This is a genomic window from Pauljensenia sp. C0254C2 (assembly GCF_056583835.1).
Genome location: NZ_JBWPJO010000007.1, coordinates 118,450 through 136,699 on the forward strand (window position 1 = coordinate 118,450; position 18,250 = coordinate 136,699).

The 18,250-nt window shown below is 59.2% G+C and carries 16 protein-coding genes; 12 read left to right on the forward strand and 4 right to left on the reverse strand.

Going from position 1 to position 18,250, the window contains the following annotated elements:
• The first annotated feature begins 33 nt into the window (after positions 1 to 33).
• From AC1DA5_RS07065 to AC1DA5_RS07085, 5 genes are read left to right on the forward strand one after another with little or no spacing between them, the layout of a single operon-like run.
• Positions 34 to 1,134 carry a carbohydrate ABC transporter permease gene (locus AC1DA5_RS07065; protein ID WP_480289686.1) on the forward strand — a complete coding sequence of 367 codons (1,101 nt, stop codon included), beginning with the start codon at positions 34 to 36 and terminating at the stop codon, positions 1,132 to 1,134.
• A complete protein-coding gene (locus AC1DA5_RS07070; RefSeq protein ID WP_480289687.1) occupies positions 1,131 to 2,204 on the forward strand; it encodes a carbohydrate ABC transporter permease in 1,074 nt (357 codons plus the stop codon). The genes AC1DA5_RS07065 and AC1DA5_RS07070 overlap by 4 nt, the downstream gene beginning before the upstream one ends.
• Positions 2,201 to 3,649, forward strand: coding sequence for a GH1 family beta-glucosidase (locus AC1DA5_RS07075; protein ID WP_480289688.1), 1,449 nt, complete (start codon positions 2,201 to 2,203; stop codon positions 3,647 to 3,649). The genes AC1DA5_RS07070 and AC1DA5_RS07075 overlap by 4 nt, the downstream gene beginning before the upstream one ends.
• Positions 3,650 to 3,659: 10 nt before the next feature.
• Positions 3,660 to 4,679, forward strand: a complete 1,020-nt coding sequence (locus tag AC1DA5_RS07080) for a LacI family DNA-binding transcriptional regulator (protein WP_480289690.1) — start codon at positions 3,660 to 3,662, stop codon at positions 4,677 to 4,679.
• An 8-nt stretch (positions 4,680 to 4,687) separates the two neighbouring features.
• Positions 4,688 to 7,885, forward strand: coding sequence for a hypothetical protein (locus AC1DA5_RS07085; RefSeq protein ID WP_480289691.1), 3,198 nt, complete (start codon positions 4,688 to 4,690; stop codon positions 7,883 to 7,885).
• 2 nt (positions 7,886 to 7,887) lie between these two features.
• On the opposite strand, the gene AC1DA5_RS07090 is transcribed toward AC1DA5_RS07085, so the two are convergent.
• Positions 7,888 to 8,601, reverse strand: coding sequence for a response regulator (locus AC1DA5_RS07090; RefSeq protein WP_480289693.1), 714 nt, complete (start codon positions 8,599 to 8,601; stop codon positions 7,888 to 7,890).
• Entirely contained in the window at positions 8,598 to 9,935 is a 1,338-nt protein-coding gene (locus tag AC1DA5_RS07095; RefSeq protein WP_092648998.1) for a sensor histidine kinase, read from the reverse strand. The genes AC1DA5_RS07090 and AC1DA5_RS07095 overlap by 4 nt, the downstream gene beginning before the upstream one ends.
• A 136-nt stretch (positions 9,936 to 10,071) precedes the next feature.
• On the opposite strand from AC1DA5_RS07095, the gene AC1DA5_RS07100 reads away from it, so the two are divergent.
• The 4 genes from AC1DA5_RS07100 to AC1DA5_RS07115 all read left to right on the forward strand — a co-directional run bounded on the left by AC1DA5_RS07100 (position 10,072) and on the right by AC1DA5_RS07115 (position 14,348).
• The gene (locus AC1DA5_RS07100; RefSeq protein ID WP_070726111.1) at positions 10,072 to 10,968 is read left to right on the forward strand and encodes an ABC transporter ATP-binding protein; all 897 of its coding nucleotides are present in this window, start codon (positions 10,072 to 10,074) and stop codon (positions 10,966 to 10,968) included.
• Positions 10,965 to 12,038 (forward strand): ABC transporter permease, encoded by a 1,074-nt coding sequence (locus tag AC1DA5_RS07105; protein WP_070726113.1) that lies wholly within the window; start codon positions 10,965 to 10,967, stop codon positions 12,036 to 12,038. Before AC1DA5_RS07100 ends, AC1DA5_RS07105 begins: the two co-directional genes overlap by 4 nt.
• 116 nt (positions 12,039 to 12,154) lie before the next feature.
• The gene (gene hemG / locus AC1DA5_RS07110; RefSeq protein WP_070726115.1) at positions 12,155 to 12,694 is read left to right on the forward strand and encodes a menaquinone-dependent protoporphyrinogen IX dehydrogenase; all 540 of its coding nucleotides are present in this window, start codon (positions 12,155 to 12,157) and stop codon (positions 12,692 to 12,694) included.
• Between the two features lie 220 nt (positions 12,695 to 12,914).
• The gene (locus AC1DA5_RS07115) at positions 12,915 to 14,348 is read left to right on the forward strand and encodes an MFS transporter (RefSeq protein WP_083314413.1); all 1,434 of its coding nucleotides are present in this window, start codon (positions 12,915 to 12,917) and stop codon (positions 14,346 to 14,348) included.
• A gap of 100 nt (positions 14,349 to 14,448) precedes the next feature.
• On the opposite strand, the gene AC1DA5_RS07120 is transcribed toward AC1DA5_RS07115, so the two are convergent.
• Positions 14,449 to 15,321, reverse strand: a complete 873-nt coding sequence (locus AC1DA5_RS07120; protein WP_480289697.1) for a nitroreductase family protein — start codon at positions 15,319 to 15,321, stop codon at positions 14,449 to 14,451.
• Between the two features lie 211 nt (positions 15,322 to 15,532).
• Positions 15,533 to 16,204, reverse strand: coding sequence for an MFS transporter (locus AC1DA5_RS07125; RefSeq protein ID WP_480289698.1), 672 nt, complete (start codon positions 16,202 to 16,204; stop codon positions 15,533 to 15,535).
• A 9-nt stretch (positions 16,205 to 16,213) separates the two neighbouring features.
• Here AC1DA5_RS07125 and AC1DA5_RS07130 point away from each other — a divergent pair, with 9 nt between their 5' ends.
• Genes AC1DA5_RS07130 through AC1DA5_RS07140 form a run of 3 tightly spaced genes read left to right on the forward strand, consistent with a single transcriptional unit; the run spans position 16,214 to position 18,046 of the window.
• Entirely contained in the window at positions 16,214 to 16,438 is a 225-nt protein-coding gene (locus tag AC1DA5_RS07130) for a hypothetical protein (RefSeq protein ID WP_058237561.1), read from the forward strand.
• Positions 16,439 to 16,446: 8 nt separating this feature from the next.
• Positions 16,447 to 17,841 (forward strand): hypothetical protein, encoded by a 1,395-nt coding sequence (locus AC1DA5_RS07135; RefSeq protein ID WP_480289701.1) that lies wholly within the window; start codon positions 16,447 to 16,449, stop codon positions 17,839 to 17,841.
• A 7-nt stretch (positions 17,842 to 17,848) separates the two neighbouring features.
• Positions 17,849 to 18,046 carry a hypothetical protein gene (locus tag AC1DA5_RS07140; protein WP_058237559.1) on the forward strand — a complete coding sequence of 66 codons (198 nt, stop codon included), beginning with the start codon at positions 17,849 to 17,851 and terminating at the stop codon, positions 18,044 to 18,046.
• Positions 18,047 to 18,250: the final 204 nt, after the last annotated feature.

The window sequence follows — 18,250 nt, forward strand, 5'->3', positions numbered from 1 at the left end:
TGCTTTTCTACCTGAAAGAACGCAGGAAAACCCATGTCGAGCGATGCTGCCACTGCGCGCGTTACATGGCGAGATCGTCTCAGTAGATTCGAGTACAAAGCCTCTCCGTATCTGTACATTTCGCCATTCTTTATTGTTTTCTCCGTGACCGGATTGTTCCCCCTGGTCTATACAGCCTGGGTGTCCGTCCATAAATGGCACCTGATCGGTGGGGATAAAGGGTTCAACAGAGTTGAAAACTACGCAGCCGTTCTGGACCATTCAGTCTTCTGGATCGCGCTGCGCAATACATTCTCAATTTTCTTACTGTCCTCAGTTCCGCAGATCATCGCCGCGATATTCATTGCCTGGGTGCTCGATGCCAACTTGCGTGCCAGGACATTTTGGCGCATGGGTGTGCTGCTGCCTTACGTTGTGGCGCCTGTGGCCGTGGCCCTGATCTTCTCGAAAGTTTTCGCTGACCAGTCAGGCATGATCAACACGCTGCTGGGCATGGTGGGCATCAGTCCGATCGGCTGGCATGCCAACGCTCTGGCCTCCCATATCGCTATTGCGAATATGGTGAATTTCCGCTGGACGGGGTACAACGCTCTGATTCTTCTGGCCGCCATGCAGGCGATTCCGCGTGAACTGTACGAAGCGGCAACCGTTGACGGGGCAGGCCCGGCCCGCCAGTTCTTTTCGGTGACGATCCCGCAGCTTCGGTCGACCATTATTTTCGTTGTCATCACCTCCACTATCGGCGGCCTGCAGATCTTCGACGAGCCGCGCATGTACGACACGATGGGTGGTGGCGGCGCCGACAACCAGTGGCTGACCCTGACGATGTACCTGTACCAGGTCGGGTGGGGCGCGCAAAAGAGCTTCGGTAAGGCATCTGCCGTGGCATGGCTGCTCTTCCTCATCATCGTTTTCTTCGCGGCGATCAACTTCCTCCTGACCAAGCGAATTTCCTCCTCCGGTCGAAGGATTTCCCGTGCTGAGAAGCGCGAGGCGCGTCGGCGCGCCGTCGAAGCACAACATCGCTCCGACAAATCGGGTGCGCAGCACGAACTGGTTGCCACCTCGGCCGCACACTCCGATCACCGTTCGGCACATTCAACTTCTGCAGGGAAAGGAGCTGACCTGTCATGAGTACCCTTGAAGGTGCTTACCAGCCGTCGATTGCCATGATTGAGCAGCGATGCGGCAAAAGGGCTGCGCGCGCAGCGGCGCGCGCGAGAGCCAGGCAAGACCGTCGTCGCACCATCAGGGCACGGACTCAGGAAGGAAAGAGCCAGGCTGCCTCGTCAGTTCAATCAACTGCTCATGAGCTCTCCGAACCTGTGCGGAAAAAGCGTGGCCGGCGCGCGGACACACCCGAACATCGTGGTTTCGGCACGACCCAGCGGCCGCGGTGGTACAAGTACGCACTGCTGGTAGTGATCCTGCTGATCTCTGCTTACCCGCTGTACTTCGCGTTTTTGCTCGCTTCGTCCACCGCGCCTGACATTGCCAAGAATCCGATTCCCTCCCTGATTCCGGGCGGGCACCTGATCGAGAATATTCAGCGCGTCCTCAACTCCGACATCAACGTGTGGGGGGCGTTCATCAACTCGGTGATCGTCGCAGTGATCTCGTCCGCCTCTGTGGTGTTCTTCTCGATGCTGGCGGGTTACGCGTTTTCGAAGCTGCGTTTCCGCGGGCGTGAACCGCTGCTGACCTTCATCATCGCGACGATGGCGGTGCCCGCACAGCTGGGCGTTGTCCCGCTGTTCATGGTGATGACAAAACTGGGATGGAGCGGCAAACTCGTCTCCGTCATCGTGCCGGGCATGGTCAGCGCATTCGGCGTGTTCTGGATGACGCAGTACATCCGCGACGCACTGCCCTACGAACTGATCGAGGCAGCCCGCGTGGATGGCGCCTCCATGTTCCGCACGTTCTGGTCAGTGGCGATTCCAGCTGCACGACCCGCCGCGGCGATGCTTGCCCTGTTCACGTTCGTCGGCTCATGGACCAACTTCTTCTGGCCGTTCATCGTTCTGGGCGCGAAAAACCCAACACTGCCCGTTGCACTGCAACTGCTGCAAGCCTCCTACTTCAAGGACTACTCCCTGATCATGGCAGGCGTCGTCGTGGCAACGGCACCACTGATTATTCTGTTCTTCCTGGCCGGACGACACCTCGTCTCCGGCGTCATGCAAGGAGCTGTCAAAGGATGACCACACTCACTTTCCCTGAAGATTTTCGATGGGGCGTCGCCACCGCGGCAGCTCAGGTTGAAGGCGGCGCATACGAGGGCGGGAAAGCTGCGTCCATCTGGGACGTTCACTGCCAAACCCCGGGCGCCATCATCGACGGATCCACTATCGACGTCGCATGCGACCACCTCCACCGCATGAAAGAAGACGTCGCCTTGATGAAAAACCTCGGCGTCGGCACCTACCGATTCTCCGTGTCGTGGGCGCGGGTCATGCCTGACGGGCACACCCTCAACGAAGAAGGCCTGGCGTTCTACAGTGACCTGATCGATGAGCTACGCGCAGCGGGAATCAAGCCGTGGCTCACGCTCTACCACTGGGATCTGCCGCAGGTCCTGCAGGACGAGGGCGGCTGGACAAACCGCCACACCGCCGAACTGTTCGCTGATTACGCAGCCGCCGTATACGACCGTTTTGGCGCCCGCGTGGACGTGTGGACAACGCTGAACGAACCGTGGTGCTCGTCATTCCTCAGCTACGCATGCGGTGAGCATGCACCCGGTCACACCAGCCCTGATGAGGCTGTGGCGGCGGCGCACCACCTGCTGTTGGCGCACGGACTGGCAACGCGTGCCATCGACGCCCTCGCCAATGAAAAAGGTGAGGAGCCGACGCGTGGAATTACCTTGAACTTCACTGTCGCACACCCCGCTGACCCGGATAGCGAGGCTGATCGTGATGCCGCCAGACGAATTGACGGGCTACACAACCGTATCTTCCTCGACCCCATTTTCCGCGGCGAATACCCTGCTGACGTGGTCGAAGACATGCGTCTGGAAGCCGACATCATGCAGTATGTACGCCCCGGAGACATGGAGACGATTCATGTGCCGATCGACGTGCTGGGCGTCAACTTCTATAACGGAATGGCAGTGGCCGCACCTGAGGACGGATACAGGAAATCGGTGCCTGCACCGAACGCGCAGGGAGTGCTGCGGTCCAGCCCGGAAGTCGGTTCATCATCTGTGCGCGTAGTCTCGCGCAACTTGCCGCTGACAGATATGGGATGGGAAGTTGACGCCCACGACCTGTACCTGCTGCTCACCGACCTACATCAGAAATACACCGGGCCGGCAGGAGCTGACCTTGTGGTGACCGAAAACGGTGCCGCCTACCCTGATGCTGCTGATGAGCACGACTACGTGGACGATTCGCACGACCGTTTGGTGTACATTCGTGATCATCTGGCAGCTGTTCACCAGGCAATTGACGAGGGCGCCCGCGTGCGCGGCTACCTGGAATGGTCACTGATGGACAATTTCGAATGGGCATTGGGATATTCGAAGCGATTCGGCATCGTGCGCGTCAACTATGACACGCTCGAGCGAGTACCGAAGGCATCAGCGCTGTGGTATCGCGACGTCATGCGTACCGGAACGCTGGAGATTCCAGACGCCCAGGAATAGAGGATGAGTCATGGGAGTCCCACGCACGGGCGCAGTGCGCCTTGAGGACGTGGCGCGTGCAGCTGGCGTGTCACGTGCAACGGCATCGCGTGTCGTGCGCGGGGATACCCGTGTGTCACCGCAGAAAGTGCGCGCCGTGCAGCGCGCTGTCAAGGAGTTGAACTATCGGCCTAACCGTGCGGCCCGTTCGCTCGTGACCCGGAGAACTGACACGATCGCGCTGATTGTGCCTGAGCCGGATCAACGCATCTTTTCCGACCCGTTCTTTTCTTCGGTTGTGCAGGCGGTTGTCTCCAGCCTGGATGACACGGACGTGCAACTGGTTCTGGCATTTGCAGACAAGGAAGGCCACCACCAGCGCCTGCGACCATTCCTGTACGACGGGCATGTGGACGGTGCGATCGTGACTTCTCATCACCAGATCCCCGGCCAGGTTGAAACCTTCATGCACGCGCCCATTCCAATCGTGTTCATCGGACGACCCGAACAATCCACCTCCTTTGAGTCGTGGGTCGATGTGGATAACAAGCAGGCTGGTCGTATGGCTGCCCGCCGACTGGTCGAGGGTGGATCGCGCAAACCGGCTATTATCACCGGATCAACGGATATGGTGGCAGCGCAGGATCGTCTGGCTGGTTTCTGTGATGAGCTGCGAACTCACGATATCGAGGCACTCGTTGTCAACGGCTCGTTCACTGCTGAATCGGGAGCCCGGGCGGGGTATCAGTTGATAGAGCCGATTCAGCGCGGCGAAGTTGACGCTGTTTTTTCCTCGTCGGACCTGATGACGATGGCCGCAATCAATGTGTGGCGTGACCAGGACATTCGCATACCGGATGATGTTTGCGTGGTGTCGATCGACAACTCGGAAATGGGAGCGAGCTTCACTCCGCCATTGACGTCACTGACGAACCCTGCTGATCAGATGGCTGACGTTGCCACGCGGATGCTGCGTGACCTGATCAACGGCGAACATACGGAAGCTCCTGTCTTGCTGCCCTGTGAGCTGGTGGTCCGCGCATCAGGTTAGAGTGGAGCATGCACAAGCCCGAATCGAGCGCACGTGATGACGACTCAGCTGTGCCTTGTGATGCGCACAGGAACAGGCGTCAGCGCTGTGATACCGATAGCTGTGAAGAGGAGCGCCCACTGAGCACGTGGCAATTCACGGGAACCCTGCGCACGTACCAACGCGACATTCTTGCCACTTTGACACCAGGCCCGGATCATCCCCTGCATATTGTGGCGCCGCCAGGAGCAGGCAAAACACTGGTCGGCCTGATGCTGGCCATGCGTTCAGGATGGAAAGCCGTTGCACTGGCTCCCACGACAACTATTCGCCATCAATGGGCTCTGACTGCCACGAAGCTGAGCCGGGCGGCCGCCGCCTATGCACCCGTGCCGGACGATGAACCTCAAGCTACGATCAGCGAAGATCCGGAACTGGTCGGCGATTTCACTGCGCTGACATATCAGGCATTGTCCACCGTCCGCAGCACAGATGCTGTTGCTGATTTGGCGCGGGAGCAGTGGATCGACGACCTGGTGGATGCGGGCCGCTCAGTGCAGGCGGCTGACGAATGGTTGAAAGATCTGAAGAGCTCAAATAGCGCGGCTTATCGCTCCGGCATTTCTCGTCGAGCCTCCAAGATCCGCACAACCCTGACAGCGCAGGATCCTAAGCTGGTGGAACGCGTACTGCACCCTCATGCAATTGCTGCAATTGATCGGATAGTTCAGGCTGGCGTGCGCACAGTCATCCTTGATGAATGCCATCATCTGCTTGACCACTGGGCACTGGTTATCGGACTGCTGTTGGCGCGTATTCGTGCCAGTGGCCGCGAACCGATCGTGATCGGTCTGACCGCCACGCTGCCCAGTGTGGACGATGGCCGCGCATTTGACACCTATTCAGGTTTGTTCGGTGACGTCGACTTTGAGGTTCCGACCCCTGCCGTCGTTCGGGAAGGCAACCTTGCACCATACCGGGATCTTGTGTGGTTCACTGAGCCGGCAGATGATGAAATCACATTCCTTACCTCTCATGATCGCCAATTGCGTAGATTTTTGAAGGCAGTTTTTGCAGGGGGTGAAGGCCTCGACTTTTTGTTGGAATCAATAGGTTTCATAGGTATAGACGGCGAGCAGCCTACAGGTATAGATGCACAATTGGAGGCCGATTATGCATTCACGGAATCAGCTGCGCAGGTTCTGATTCACACCCACGGTGATCACCCTGCAGCACTCACACTGCCCAGACTGATCGGCAACAGACGCCCCAGCATCGACAGCGCCATACGGGTGTGTGCACGCTTCGCGTTGGAGAAGATTCTGCCGGATGCGAGCCGAGCCGATGAATGGCACGCGATGCGCCGCACACTCAAAGACTTTGGATATTACCTGACTGACAGAGGGATCCGTGCGGGTCGGAATCCGGTTGACACCGTCATGGCGCAGTCACACGCCAAGAACGATGCGGCCGTCGATATTGTGCATCACGAGCTGGCAAGCGCGGACGGTCAACACGTTCGGGCAGTTATCGTGTGCGACTTTGCCACTGAAGGGAATCGACGAGGGCGCTCCACCGGCCCCGTTGCCAGCGCGGTGGAATGTTTTGCCCGAGTGTGTGCTGACGCGACAACAGCGGGACTGCACCCGATTTTGCTGACCTCACAGCACCTGCATGTTGCCAGCGCTGACGCGCAGTGGATCATTCCCGCCCTTGAAGAACTCAGCGGTCTGCGCCTGGCAGTTGATAGCGGTGACGAGAACGAGCCGGAGCACGCTGACCACCTGGTGACCAGAGTCAAAGTGGAATCATCCTCCCCTTCTGCGGCAGTGCTTGTCAGAGCGGTATCCGCACTGATGGAGCAAGGCACAGTACGTCTGCTGGTCGGCACCCGAGGCTTGCTGGGGGAGGGATGGAACTGCCCGGCCGTCAACACGCTGATTGACCTGACCGCTGTGGCCACATCAGCTGCAACTCAGCAGCTGCGTGGGCGCACACTGCGCTTGGATCCCCAATGGCCAGGAAAGGTGGCGCACAACTGGGGAGTGATCTGTGTGATGCCGCCGCGTATCTCCCTGGATTCTGATGCGGAAATATCGCGTATGAATCGTCGCCACGAACAGTTGTGGGGACTGGATGTCACCCTGCCAATCGGTCATGCCCCGCAGGCCAGCGACTACTTGCAAGTCAGCGACCGCCCGCACCCCGGCAACCAGCCGCAGCCCGCCAACACCCTGCTATCAGGTCAGTTCCCACAGATCGTCACCGGCATCGATCACTCGCTCACGCTCACTGGGCAAGCCAGGTTGCGCGCACTTCTTGAAGGCGACAGGCGTGCCACCATCAACCAGCTCAATGAGCAGACACTGCAGCTCATAGCGTCACGAGCCGCCACCTACGAACAGTGGGGTATCGGCCAGCCCTATTCAGGCGACACCAGCCATGACACGGCAGTGTCGGCCGGAAAGAATCCAACGTTCTATTCGTCGCCCACCCTCTGGACAGCCGTGGCCCTCCTTTCCGGCCTGTGTGCCCTGCTGGCCGGCATCATCTGGCCAATGCTCGTCATGTGGGGCACGCACCCTGTCCGCATCCTGATAGCACTGGCATTCATGGTGGTGCTCCTGGGCATCGCAGGCGCATGGCGGCTCCCCGTTGAAATATGGCGCATGTTACGAGGGCGTTCACACCCCGCCCGCGTCTATGCCGGTGCCACTGTAGCCGTCTCTCGCGGCCTTGTCGCCTCAGAACGCGGCCAGCGCCTTGTCTCACTCGATGAGGTTCAGGTCCGCCCTTACGGCGCAGTCACAGTGGGAACCCAGGCAATGCCCGCCGGCTATGTCGTGTCTTTGCCGGATGTGCCCGATGCGAGTGCACGCACCATCATTGATGCAGTCAGTGAAGTCTTCGCTCCCATTGAGACACCGCGGTTTCTGCTGCGCGTGACCTTTCAGGGAGATTCGCAGCGCCCGTCGACGCTGCTGTTGCGCATGGTCAGCTGGATCGCGCAACGGATCTCACCCTCGGCACTGTACGTGCAGGTTCCCAAGGAGGTGGGAAGGCGAAAAGCCGGAGCCAAAGAATTCGCGCGCGCCTGGGCCGAACTGATTGGACCTTGCCAGCTTGTGGAGGTATCGGGCGCCGAGGCGATGAGGCCGCTGGCGCAGGCTCGCCTGGCCAGCCGCAACAATCAGACGCATTCACGGGTACGCACCGTGTGGGCCTGACGTCAGCTGCGCGGTCTGATGCCGTGCGCATGTGCCCACACCACCAGTTGAATACGATCACGAGCGTGCACCTTGCGCAGCAAACTCGACACGTGAGTTTTCACCGTGGATTCACTGACAAAAAGAGCCTCGCTGATTTCCGCGTTGGTGTGGCCGGCTGCCAGAAGTTCGAGTACCTCGCGCTCGCGGTCAGTCACATTGGCGGCTTCCAGAGCCTGGCGTGGATCCAAAGCGTGGCCCGCATCCATTTCAGAGCCACGAGTACCACCTTCGCCACGAGCACCTTCGCTCCGCTGACGCATCGCGTTCATGACAATGCGCGTCACGTCATCATCCAGTATCGCCTTGCCTTCAGCGACGCGCCGAATCGCGTCGAGAAGTTCCTCAGGCCTGCACGTTTTCAGCAGAAACCCGCTGATGCCGGCAGAAACAGCATCAACAACGTAGTGATCATCTCCAAACGTTGTCAGCATGATGATCTCCGGCCCGCTATCTGCACATTCGTCCACAATCTCGCGCGCCGCGCTGAGCCCATCTTTCACGGGCATTTCAATATCCATGCAGATCACATCCGGCCTCGCACTGCGTGCAATGTCGAGTGCCTCCAGTCCGTTCGCACCTTCAGCGACAACCTCCATATCGTCAGCAGTGTTGACAATGATGCGCAGCCCGGAACGCACCAACGCCTGATCATCAACGAGGGCGACTCGAATCATGCCATCTCCTGCCTGGCGACTGTGCTGGGATCACGATCACCGGTCGATTTCATCAGGGGGACATGTGCGCGCACGACGAACCCGCTGTATTGACCGGGATGCGCTTCGACAGTACCCCCGACCGCACCGATACGTTCACGCATACCACGCAACCCCATTCCCGTTGACGTGCTCGCCGAATGCGCGGGCCGCCCTCGTCGATCGGCAATCATTGCCCTGGACGTGTCAACCACTTCAACCTCCACCGCATCAGAGGCGAACCGGACGATGACCTGGACGCGGCTGCGTTTCGGCGCGTGTTTACGCACGTTCGTCAGCGCCTCCTGAGCCACGCGGTATAGAGCGACGTCGACCAGCATCGGCACCGGACGCGGCTCACCCACCACAACTGTGGTTACATCCATACCGATGTGCGCGGCCTCTTCTACAAGGGAAGGGATCTGTGCGATGCCGACGGTCGGCCCGTCTTCACCATTGCTCGGGTCACGTAACGTGTGCACGAGGCGGCGCAGCTCTGTGACCACGGCGGACGTGCCTTCCTCGATGTGCTCCAGGGCGGGGCCGATCTTCGAAGGATCCGATGTCAGGTTCAACCGGGCAGCGCCGGCATGGATGCCGATGACAGAGATGTGGTGAGCCACCACGTCGTGCAGTTCGCGCGCAATAGCCAGTCGTTCCAGCACGACAGCCTGGGTAGCGGTGGTGCGACGTTCCCGTTCCAACTCTCCGCCTTGCGCTTCGAGGCGTGCCCGCGTGCGTGCCCACTGCCAGGAGGCTTCACCGACTGCGCAGGCAAGTGTCAAGTTCAACAGGTTTGTCATGACGGTGATGAGAATGACCGTGGCATAGGCAGAAAAGACGCCGGCGCGGGAGATACCGGGGAAAAGTTCGACATTGGAGGAGGCGAGGATGAGCCACACGACGCACCAGATCACGATCGCCGCGGTGCAGACCAGCCGCACCACCAATGCGCGCACGCGTTGGCGACCCCACGCGCCCACCGTGTACAGAGCGATCGACAGGCACAGGGAGGTGACCAATTGTTCGGGCACGCCAAAATGCGCATTGACCAGGAACGCCGCCGTGATAATGAGGGCCACGGTGCAGGGAATGCGTCGGCGCAGCGCGGAAGCTGTAAACGTGATCGCCAGGGAGGCGAGCGTCAGCCACATGGGGGCAACTTCCGTGAATATGCCCGAACGCAAGTAGAGGGGAACCGTCAGAGCTGACCATGCGGCCAGCACGCAGGCCAACACAATGTCACGCCTGAGCCCCTGTTCAGTGGGACGCGGCCTGACCCATGTGGAGTTCAACTCGACAATCGGACCCGTCATGAATCCAGCATAAAGTCATGATCCTGCGGGCGCGGGGTCAGGGAGGTGGCGGGAAGCGAAAATCAGTCGCACGACCGATAGGAATCATCCGCCAGACGGATGCGGATCGGCTCAGGTGGCACGTAGCGTAAGCACCATGCTGGAAGTTCGAAATCTTAACCGGTCATTTTCCGGCCACCAGGTCCTCCACGATCTGTCCATGACTGTTGCCGATGGGCGCATGACGGGTTTCGTTGGCGGAAACGGCGCCGGGAAAACAACGACGATGCGTATCATCATGGGCGTCCTGGAAGCTGACTCGGGTGAAGTCCTGATCGATTCACACACGACGAGCACCGCTCAGCGCGCGCAATTCGGATACATGCCAGAAGAACGCGGCCTGTACGCGAAAATGCCGCTGCGCGAACAACTCATCTACCTCGCGCGTCTGCACGGCGTGTCCGCGCACGACGCATCCACGTCCACTGATGAGCTGCTTGATGAACTCGGCTTATCGGAACGCGCTGCGGAACCGGTGGAAAACCTGTCGCTTGGCAATCAACAACGCGCCCAGGTCGCGGCGGCGATTGTGCACCACCCGACAGCGCTGATCCTCGATGAACCCTTTTCCGGTCTGGATCCTTTCGCGGTGGATGTGGTGCTCGGCGTCCTGCAACGCATATCGGACACAGGTATTCCGGTGCTTTTCTCTTCTCACCAGCTCGACGTGGTCGAGCGCCTATGTGAGGACCTCGTCATCATCAGCGACGGTCACATCGTGGCCGCGGGAGAGAGGGAAGAGCTGCGCGAACAGTACTCGGACCGCTCGTTCGAAATCGAAGTCAGCGGTGACTGCGGGTGGATTCGTGACATGCCCGGAATCGAAGTCAGCGCCCTGGAAGGCGGATTTGCACGCTTTTCAGCACCCGACGAGCAGGCAGAACAACGCGTCGTCGAGCAGGCTCTGCACCGTCGCGACGTAGCGGGTCAGCTCTTGCACTTCGGCCCCATCGTCCCCTCACTGGCACAAATCTTCAAAGAGGTCATCGAATGAACTGGTTCCAGCAAGTCGTGCTGATTACCGCACGCGAGGCAAAAACACGATTCACGTCCAAAGCTTTCATCGTCATGGTGTCGATCGTGGGTCTTGGCGTCCTGGCGGGCACCATCATCCCCGGGCTGCTCGGCGGCGATGATGAGGTGCCTTCGGTCGCCACTGTCGGACCCTCCGTTACGCAGATGGCCACGAGCGTGGGGCTGGATGCCACCGAAGTTGCTGACAGGTCCGGCGGTGAAGAACTCCTGCGCGACGGCAGCGTCGAAGCCGTCATTGACGAGGGTGACTCACCCGTTGGCCTGACAGTGGTGGCACTGGAAAAAGAACCGGCCAACGTGATCAATGTATTGGCGGCCTACCCAAAGGTTGAACTTCTGGATCCACCACAAGTGGACAGCATGATGGCGTTCATGATCTCGCTCATCTTTGCGGCCCTGTTCATGCTCAGTGCGGTCACATTCTGCAGTTACGTGGCGCAAGGCGTCGTGGAGGAAAAGTCGAGCCGCATTGTGGAGATTCTGCTGGCCACGACGGGTGCGCGCGCACTGATGTGCGGCAAGATCGCAGGTAACACGATCGTGGCGTTCACTTGTATCGGTGTGGCTGCAATTCTGGCGACGACGGGTCTGCTGGTGACGGGGCAGGATTTGCTGCTCGGTGAGCTGGGATCGGCTCTGATCTGGTTCGTGATTCTGTTCCTGTTGGGCTTCATCGTGTTGGCTGCGCTCTATGCCGGTGCTGCTTCACTGGTGTCACGCCAGGAAGACGTCGCAGGAGTGACCGGGCCACTCATGATGCTCATCATGATTCCGTACGTTCTGGTCATCCTCTACTTTGACAACACCACGGTCATGGCCGTCATGAGCTATGTGCCATTCAGTGCTCCGATTGCGATGCCGATACGCCTGTACATGGGAACGGCACAGTGGTGGGAGCCGTTCATCAGCACGGCGATCCTGATCGTCACCACGGTGGCGTTGGTGTGGTTGAGCTCGATCGTGTACGAGCGTGCGGTGATGCGCATCGGCAAGCGCGTTGCACTCAAGGACGCGATCAAAACGGTGTGAGCAGCGGGAACTGTGCGCGCAGCACGCTCTTTGCCACAGTCTGTCATATTACGAGCCGCAAAACCGCACTATGATGTGGATCCGTACCTGACATGTGACGGACAGGAACTGGGTTTATGGACATCGCGGTGCTCTGCTCAAGCCGATTTGGACATACACGCCGCATCTGTGGGCGCGTCGCTGACATTCTGCGCCAGGACGGGAACGATGCTCGCGTCCTGGACATCACGGGACGCGAACGCATCGAGCCTGCACCGGGTCGGGCAGTCATCGTCGGAGCCTCCACCAGGTACGGTTATTTTTCCCCACGAGTGTGGCGCTTTGCCCGCACCAACGCTGCAGCACTGGCTCACATCCCCAGTGCTTTTTTCGGAGTGAACCTCGTGGCCGCGAATGATGGCAAAAACACCCCCGAAACAAACGTGTACATGCGTCGCTTCTTCGAACACACCCCATGGAAACCGGACATGATTGACGTATTTGCCGGTGACCTCGATTTTTCGCTCTACAACCCGTTCGATGCCGCGGTAATCAAGATGATCCGCCGTTTCATGGGACGCGACATTGACTTCACCCAGCGTGTCGAATTCACCAACTGGGATGACGTGGCCATATTCGCCCACGACTTTTCCGCACTGGCCGCTCACGGGAAGTAAACTATCGCTGATCCGGTTGCTGGATCGCACGATATCCCCATGAATACCCCGGATCTGCCGATGCTGCGCGGCCACTGAAAGTTCGATGTGTATGCGTGGAGAATCACGGTGCGACAACCTGCTCGATGGTGGAGAATGGTGCACTGAGAGGGCATGCTGACTATGCAGCCCTCATCAATCCCTTCACACAGTAGTTCAGCTCGATTTTTGCGGAGAACACGTGAGCGCGCAGAATGTGACCCCTGCACCCGAGACTTCCAAATGCGCCGCCGATGCGTCACACTCTTCCAGCTCGCCGGCAGATGAGTGGCCATCACGCGGTGTGAAGGTCTACCGCTCCCTGCTGAGCATTCCGCGCACCCCTCGTTTCGCATTCGGCGGCACAATCGCACAGTTCCCGTTTCCCCTGGTCGGAATGGGCATGCTCATTGGCGTTCAGCACGCCTACGGTTCTTATGGTCTGGCGGGTGCTCTGTCAGCGGTCGTGGCGCTCACCTCGGCCGTTGCCGGCCCGATCATTGGGCGTCTGGTTGACAACCACGGCCAGCGCCGCGTTTCCATTCCCATCATCACGATCTGGGTTCTGGCCGACATCGCCGTCATGGTGGCCCTGGCGCTGCGCGCCCCGATCTGGGTGCTCTTTGCTCTCAGCCCCCTGCTCGGCCTGTACGCACCGTTCGGCTCCATGCTGCGAGCACGGTGGGCAGTCGCCCTGCGCGGACGCCCACAGGGTCTCAACTCTGCCCTGTCACTGACGTCCACCCTCGAAGAATGCATGTGGGTGATTGGTAATCCGCTGGCAGCCTTCCTTGCCACCTCCATTTCGCCGCTCGTGTCCCTTGGCCTGGCCGCCGTCCTCATGAGCGTGGGCATGTGGATCATGCTGGCAGATTCGACCTACGAACCGGCCCCGCAGTACGCGACCCGCCACCGATCCATCGCGCGCCAGGTCTCGCGAATACTGCACCGTCATGGCGACGTGCAGGACTCCCTCGTCACTTCACCCACCACGGACGAGGGCGACTTGCCCACCGAAACCCCGCAGCCACAACCGGCGGCGCGCCAGGGCCTGTGGTCGGTTGCGTTCGCATCGATGCTGATCATTCAGCTGGCCTACGGCGCGTTCCTGTCGATCACGACACTGTCGGTCGTGGCGTTCAGTGGCGAGCAGGGCCACCAGGAACTGTCCGGCGTGATCACCGCCTGTTTTTCAGCTGCATCCATGATCGCAGCCCTCACGTACGGTGCGATCGACTGGAAGGGTGAGCTGTGGAAACGTTTCTACATCGGGCTGATTGCGCTGGCCGTAGGCTGTTCGATGCTGGTATTCGTGCACTCCATGTGGGGTGCCGCGATCGTCATGTTCATCGCCGGGCTGGCACAGGCGCCGACAGTGGTGAACGTGAATCAAATGATTGTGCGTATGGTGCCGTCCTACCGGTTTACCGAAGGCATGGCGCTGTGCGGAACGATGTGGGTGGTCGGTCAGTCTGTCAGCTCACTGATCGGTGGTCACCTGATCGATGCGTTCGGCGCCATCGGAGGTTTCCTGACGACGGTCGGCTGCGCCCTGGCAGCACTGATCTGCGCATTCGCGACATTTTTGCCGATTAAGCGCGCCGTAAGCGGGGAGACGCCCGCGAACTACTTCTAAGAACGAGCTGCTGACAGGATTTGTGATTTGCCTGCTGACTAGCTTTGAGATCTGCCTGTTGACAGATTCTGGGAGCCGCTCAGCTGACGGGTTCTGAGGACTACCTCTGAATGAGGCCCTGATCGTTCATGACCTGCATGGCGGGGGCAGTTTCCGATGGGCTCGTGCCGTACTTCGAGATGATTTGGTTGCTGAACGAGTCGACGCGGCTGTTCAGGTTTCGCATGTCGTAGTACCGGGTGACGAGGGCGTCGTAGTCATCCAGTGCCGCGCGTGCCTGATCGGAGTCCAGGTCAGGGTATGCGTCAACGCCAACTGTCAGCTCGCGCGGGAGCCGCGGCTTGAACTGCGGTTCCTGGGCCGGGTGGCCAACCAGGACTCCGACAACGGGGTAGGTGTGTGCGGGTAATCCGAGCAGATCGATTGTTTCCTGCGGCTTCGCGCCGATGGAGCCAAGGTAGACGGCGCCGAGCCTGAGGGATTCAGCGGCGATCACGTAGTTCTGCGCGGCGATCAGAGTGTCGCGGCCGGCCTGCTGATAGGCGTTGATCGTTGATGCCGGGTCGGTGGGCTGGCCTGCGCGCTCGCGGATCACGGCGTTGCGATGCAGGTCCGCGACGAAGATGACCAGTTCGCCTTTCGTGCCTCCAATGTAGGGTTGGCCCGCGTTGCGGGCCAGCGCGTTGCGCGTGTCCTCGTTCGTGACACGGATGATCGTCATCTGCTGGTAGAAGCTGGAGGTGGGCGAGCGGCGTGCCACGTCGATCAGCGTGTCCATGATGTCTTCAGCGACCGGCTCGTCTGTGAATGCGCGGATCGTGCGGTGCGCAAGCTGAGTGCGGATCGTCTCGTTGGTGACCGGAGTGGTCGGAGCAGTCAACAGTGGATCGTCATCAGTTACGGGTGGTTTCACTGGCTGGGTCGGCTGGTTGGGCTGGGCTGACTGGTCTGAATGGGCTGACTGGACGGACACGGTGCCTCCTTCGCTGTGCAGTGTGCAGCTCGTTGATGTCTGCCCATCATTGTCCGACCCGCCCGGGCAAATCACAACACCTGTCCACGCGAAGGTAATCTCGATACGATAGCCGTGAAGCCAGTTCGCCAGCCCACCAGGGAGAAATCCTCGGGCAGGCCTGCTGGCTTCCTCCTTTCCCGCACACGCGAAGATGATAGGACGCGCGTATTCAGTTCTTACTCGTCGTGTAACGCTTGCCTTGGTCGAAGATTGGAGCAATGAGGACTAAAAGGCCTGAAGCGACAAGAACGATACCCACACCAGTTGTTGAGTTCGTCGGTGAAGCCACAACTAGCGACAATGCCCCAAGTGGCGCAAGGCCACCGGCAATAGCTGTGCCCAGCTCGCGAGCAGCGCCCACACCTGTGGAACGAGCCTCTGGTGGGAACTGCCGTGATAGGAATGAGCCTTGTGCGGCAAACATCATAGGAGCCAATATGCCAGTGCCGATCGCAAGAGCGATGTAGGCATTCAGATCCGTACCGCTTTCCAGCAATTTGAGGAAGATGAAGGCGTAGATCGCGGAAAAAGCCCCACCGGTCATAATGACGTTACGTGATCCAAACCGGTCGCACATGGCTCCAAAGAATGGAACCACGATGATGGCGATGGCGGCACCCACCATTACTGAACCGGAGGTTGTGTTAGCACTGACATCTTGGAATTGCTTAAGGTAAGCCAGTGAGAAGGTCTTGAAAATATAACTGATCGGGTCGACAAAGCCCGGGACAGGATCAACAGGTTCAAGCCAGCGCTCGCGGTCATGATGGTCAAGGCCTTGCAGGTGGAGGGCGTGGAGCTGGACGGGCAGACCGTTGAGGTGCTCTTCGAGCCGCCTCACGCTGTGTCAATGACGGAGAAGTATGCGTCTGCGAAGATGGCGCGCGAAGCCGGGGAATCACTGGAAACGATCCAGCGCAACATTCTCGGCTATTCGCCTGAGCAGGTTGCCCAGGACAAGCAACGCAGGTCTGAAGAGCAGATGGCGCAAGCTCTCCTGCTCGCAGCGCAAACAGCTGGCACACCAACACAGGGCGAGCAGGAAGCCGCGCCTGAACCTGTCGGGGCACCGTGATGAGCCAGATGGACGATCTGGATCTGATCGCCAAGGCGTACGGCTCGCAGGTCGGCGCGATACGACGCCAACTGCAATCCTTTGGCGACGCACTGTGGCAGGCACTGCCCGACTACAGGGACGAGAACATCGACATGCTGGTGCAGGCGATCGTCCCTCGCGTGAAAGCCGGACAGATCCAGATCGCGAACCTCACAGTCGCCTACGTCAAGCAGACACTCATGGCGATGGGCGTGAAAGCCCCCGTCACAGGAGTCGACGAGGACGCGATCACCAGCCTGCGAGGCGTCGACCCGCAGGAGATATACCGGCGGCCAGCCGTCAGCGTATACACGGCGCTCAGCCAGGGAAAACCCCTCGATCAGGCTGTCAAGGAAGGTGGCCTGAGGCTCTACCAGCTCATCGGCGGCGACATGCAGCTGGCAAAAACACGCCAAGCACACCGCTCAATGCGTCGCGCTCGCGCGGGCGGCGTGCAGTTCTACCGCCGCATCCTCACCGGCCGCGAAAACTGCGGCCTGTGCGTCGTGGCATCCACCCAGCACTACAGGGTCGACCACGTCATGCCGATCCACCCGGGATGCGACTGCGACTTCGGACCACTGCCACCAGGCACCGGCGAGGAATGGGTCATCGACCCCGACACGCTCGAACAAGTCCACTCAGCAGTCGAGGAACGCTACGGGGAATCCGACCGAGGCGCTCGCAGCCCGGACTATTCGAAGATGATCATGACCACGACGCATGGTGAGTATGGACCGGTCATCAGCTGGAAAGAAAGCATTGCAGAGCGCAAGCTAAAGACGAAAGCAGGAGTAAAGAGGTCTCTTAGTCTTCTCCCCGATTACTATACGAAAAAGGCCAATGTTCCTCGCACCCAAAGTGATCTGCGCGGTTTAAACAATCGAATATTCGCTTTGATTGGCACCGAGAGAATAATACCGAAAGGCTTTTCTAAGCTTCCGGTCGATATGATGTCGAAATCGCGTAGAACTTTAGATGGCGGAGTTGTCAGAGGGGAGTACATGCCGAACACCGGAAGAATACTTCTCAATCCAGAGCTGGAGAACCTCGAGATAACGATACTTCACGAATATGGACATGCTATTGATCATTTCTTAGGGGCAGGCACGTTTGCGTCTCAAGCAAAGGGAACTATTCCAAATAGCATTGCTACCCTGCTGGCAGGTCGCGGAACCACGAGATACCTTACGGTTTATAGCAGGTTTTCGAGAGTTGAAGAGATTTTTGCTCGAGCTTATGCTCAGTATTTCGTTTCAAAAATTGGGAACAGGAGTCTCAAACGCGCGATTAAGATGGCCGCAGAAACACCTGCCCACCAATGGAGTGAAGAAGATTTTCTAGAGGCAAGTGTTCTCTTCGACGAGTTATTCGGGATATGATGGCATCATGATCTCAAGAGATCTTTTCGACAAGACTCCGGAAGAGCTCGCTGGGTATGTGCTGACTCCCGAAGAGGACGAGCTGTATTCGGACGAGGATTTGCGAAAGTACTTGCACAGCCTTGGAGCAGGTAAGTTTGCCGAGGCATTAATCCTGTATTTGCGCGGCATAGTTCCTTGGGACTATGTCGAAATGTACGAGTAGAGCCTTCCGGTTCTAGCTGCCCGGCCGCTTCATGGTGGCCGGGTTTTCTTATACCTAGATTCTTTTGATTGGTGCCCTATAGCCGTAATGGCTGTGGGGCTTTTGTTATGCCCGAAATGGGGGTGAGTGCCCGAAATGTGTGTATGGGGTGGGCGTGTCGCGGGGTGTTTAGTGTCCGGCCCAGCCTTTTCTGATGTGTAGTGA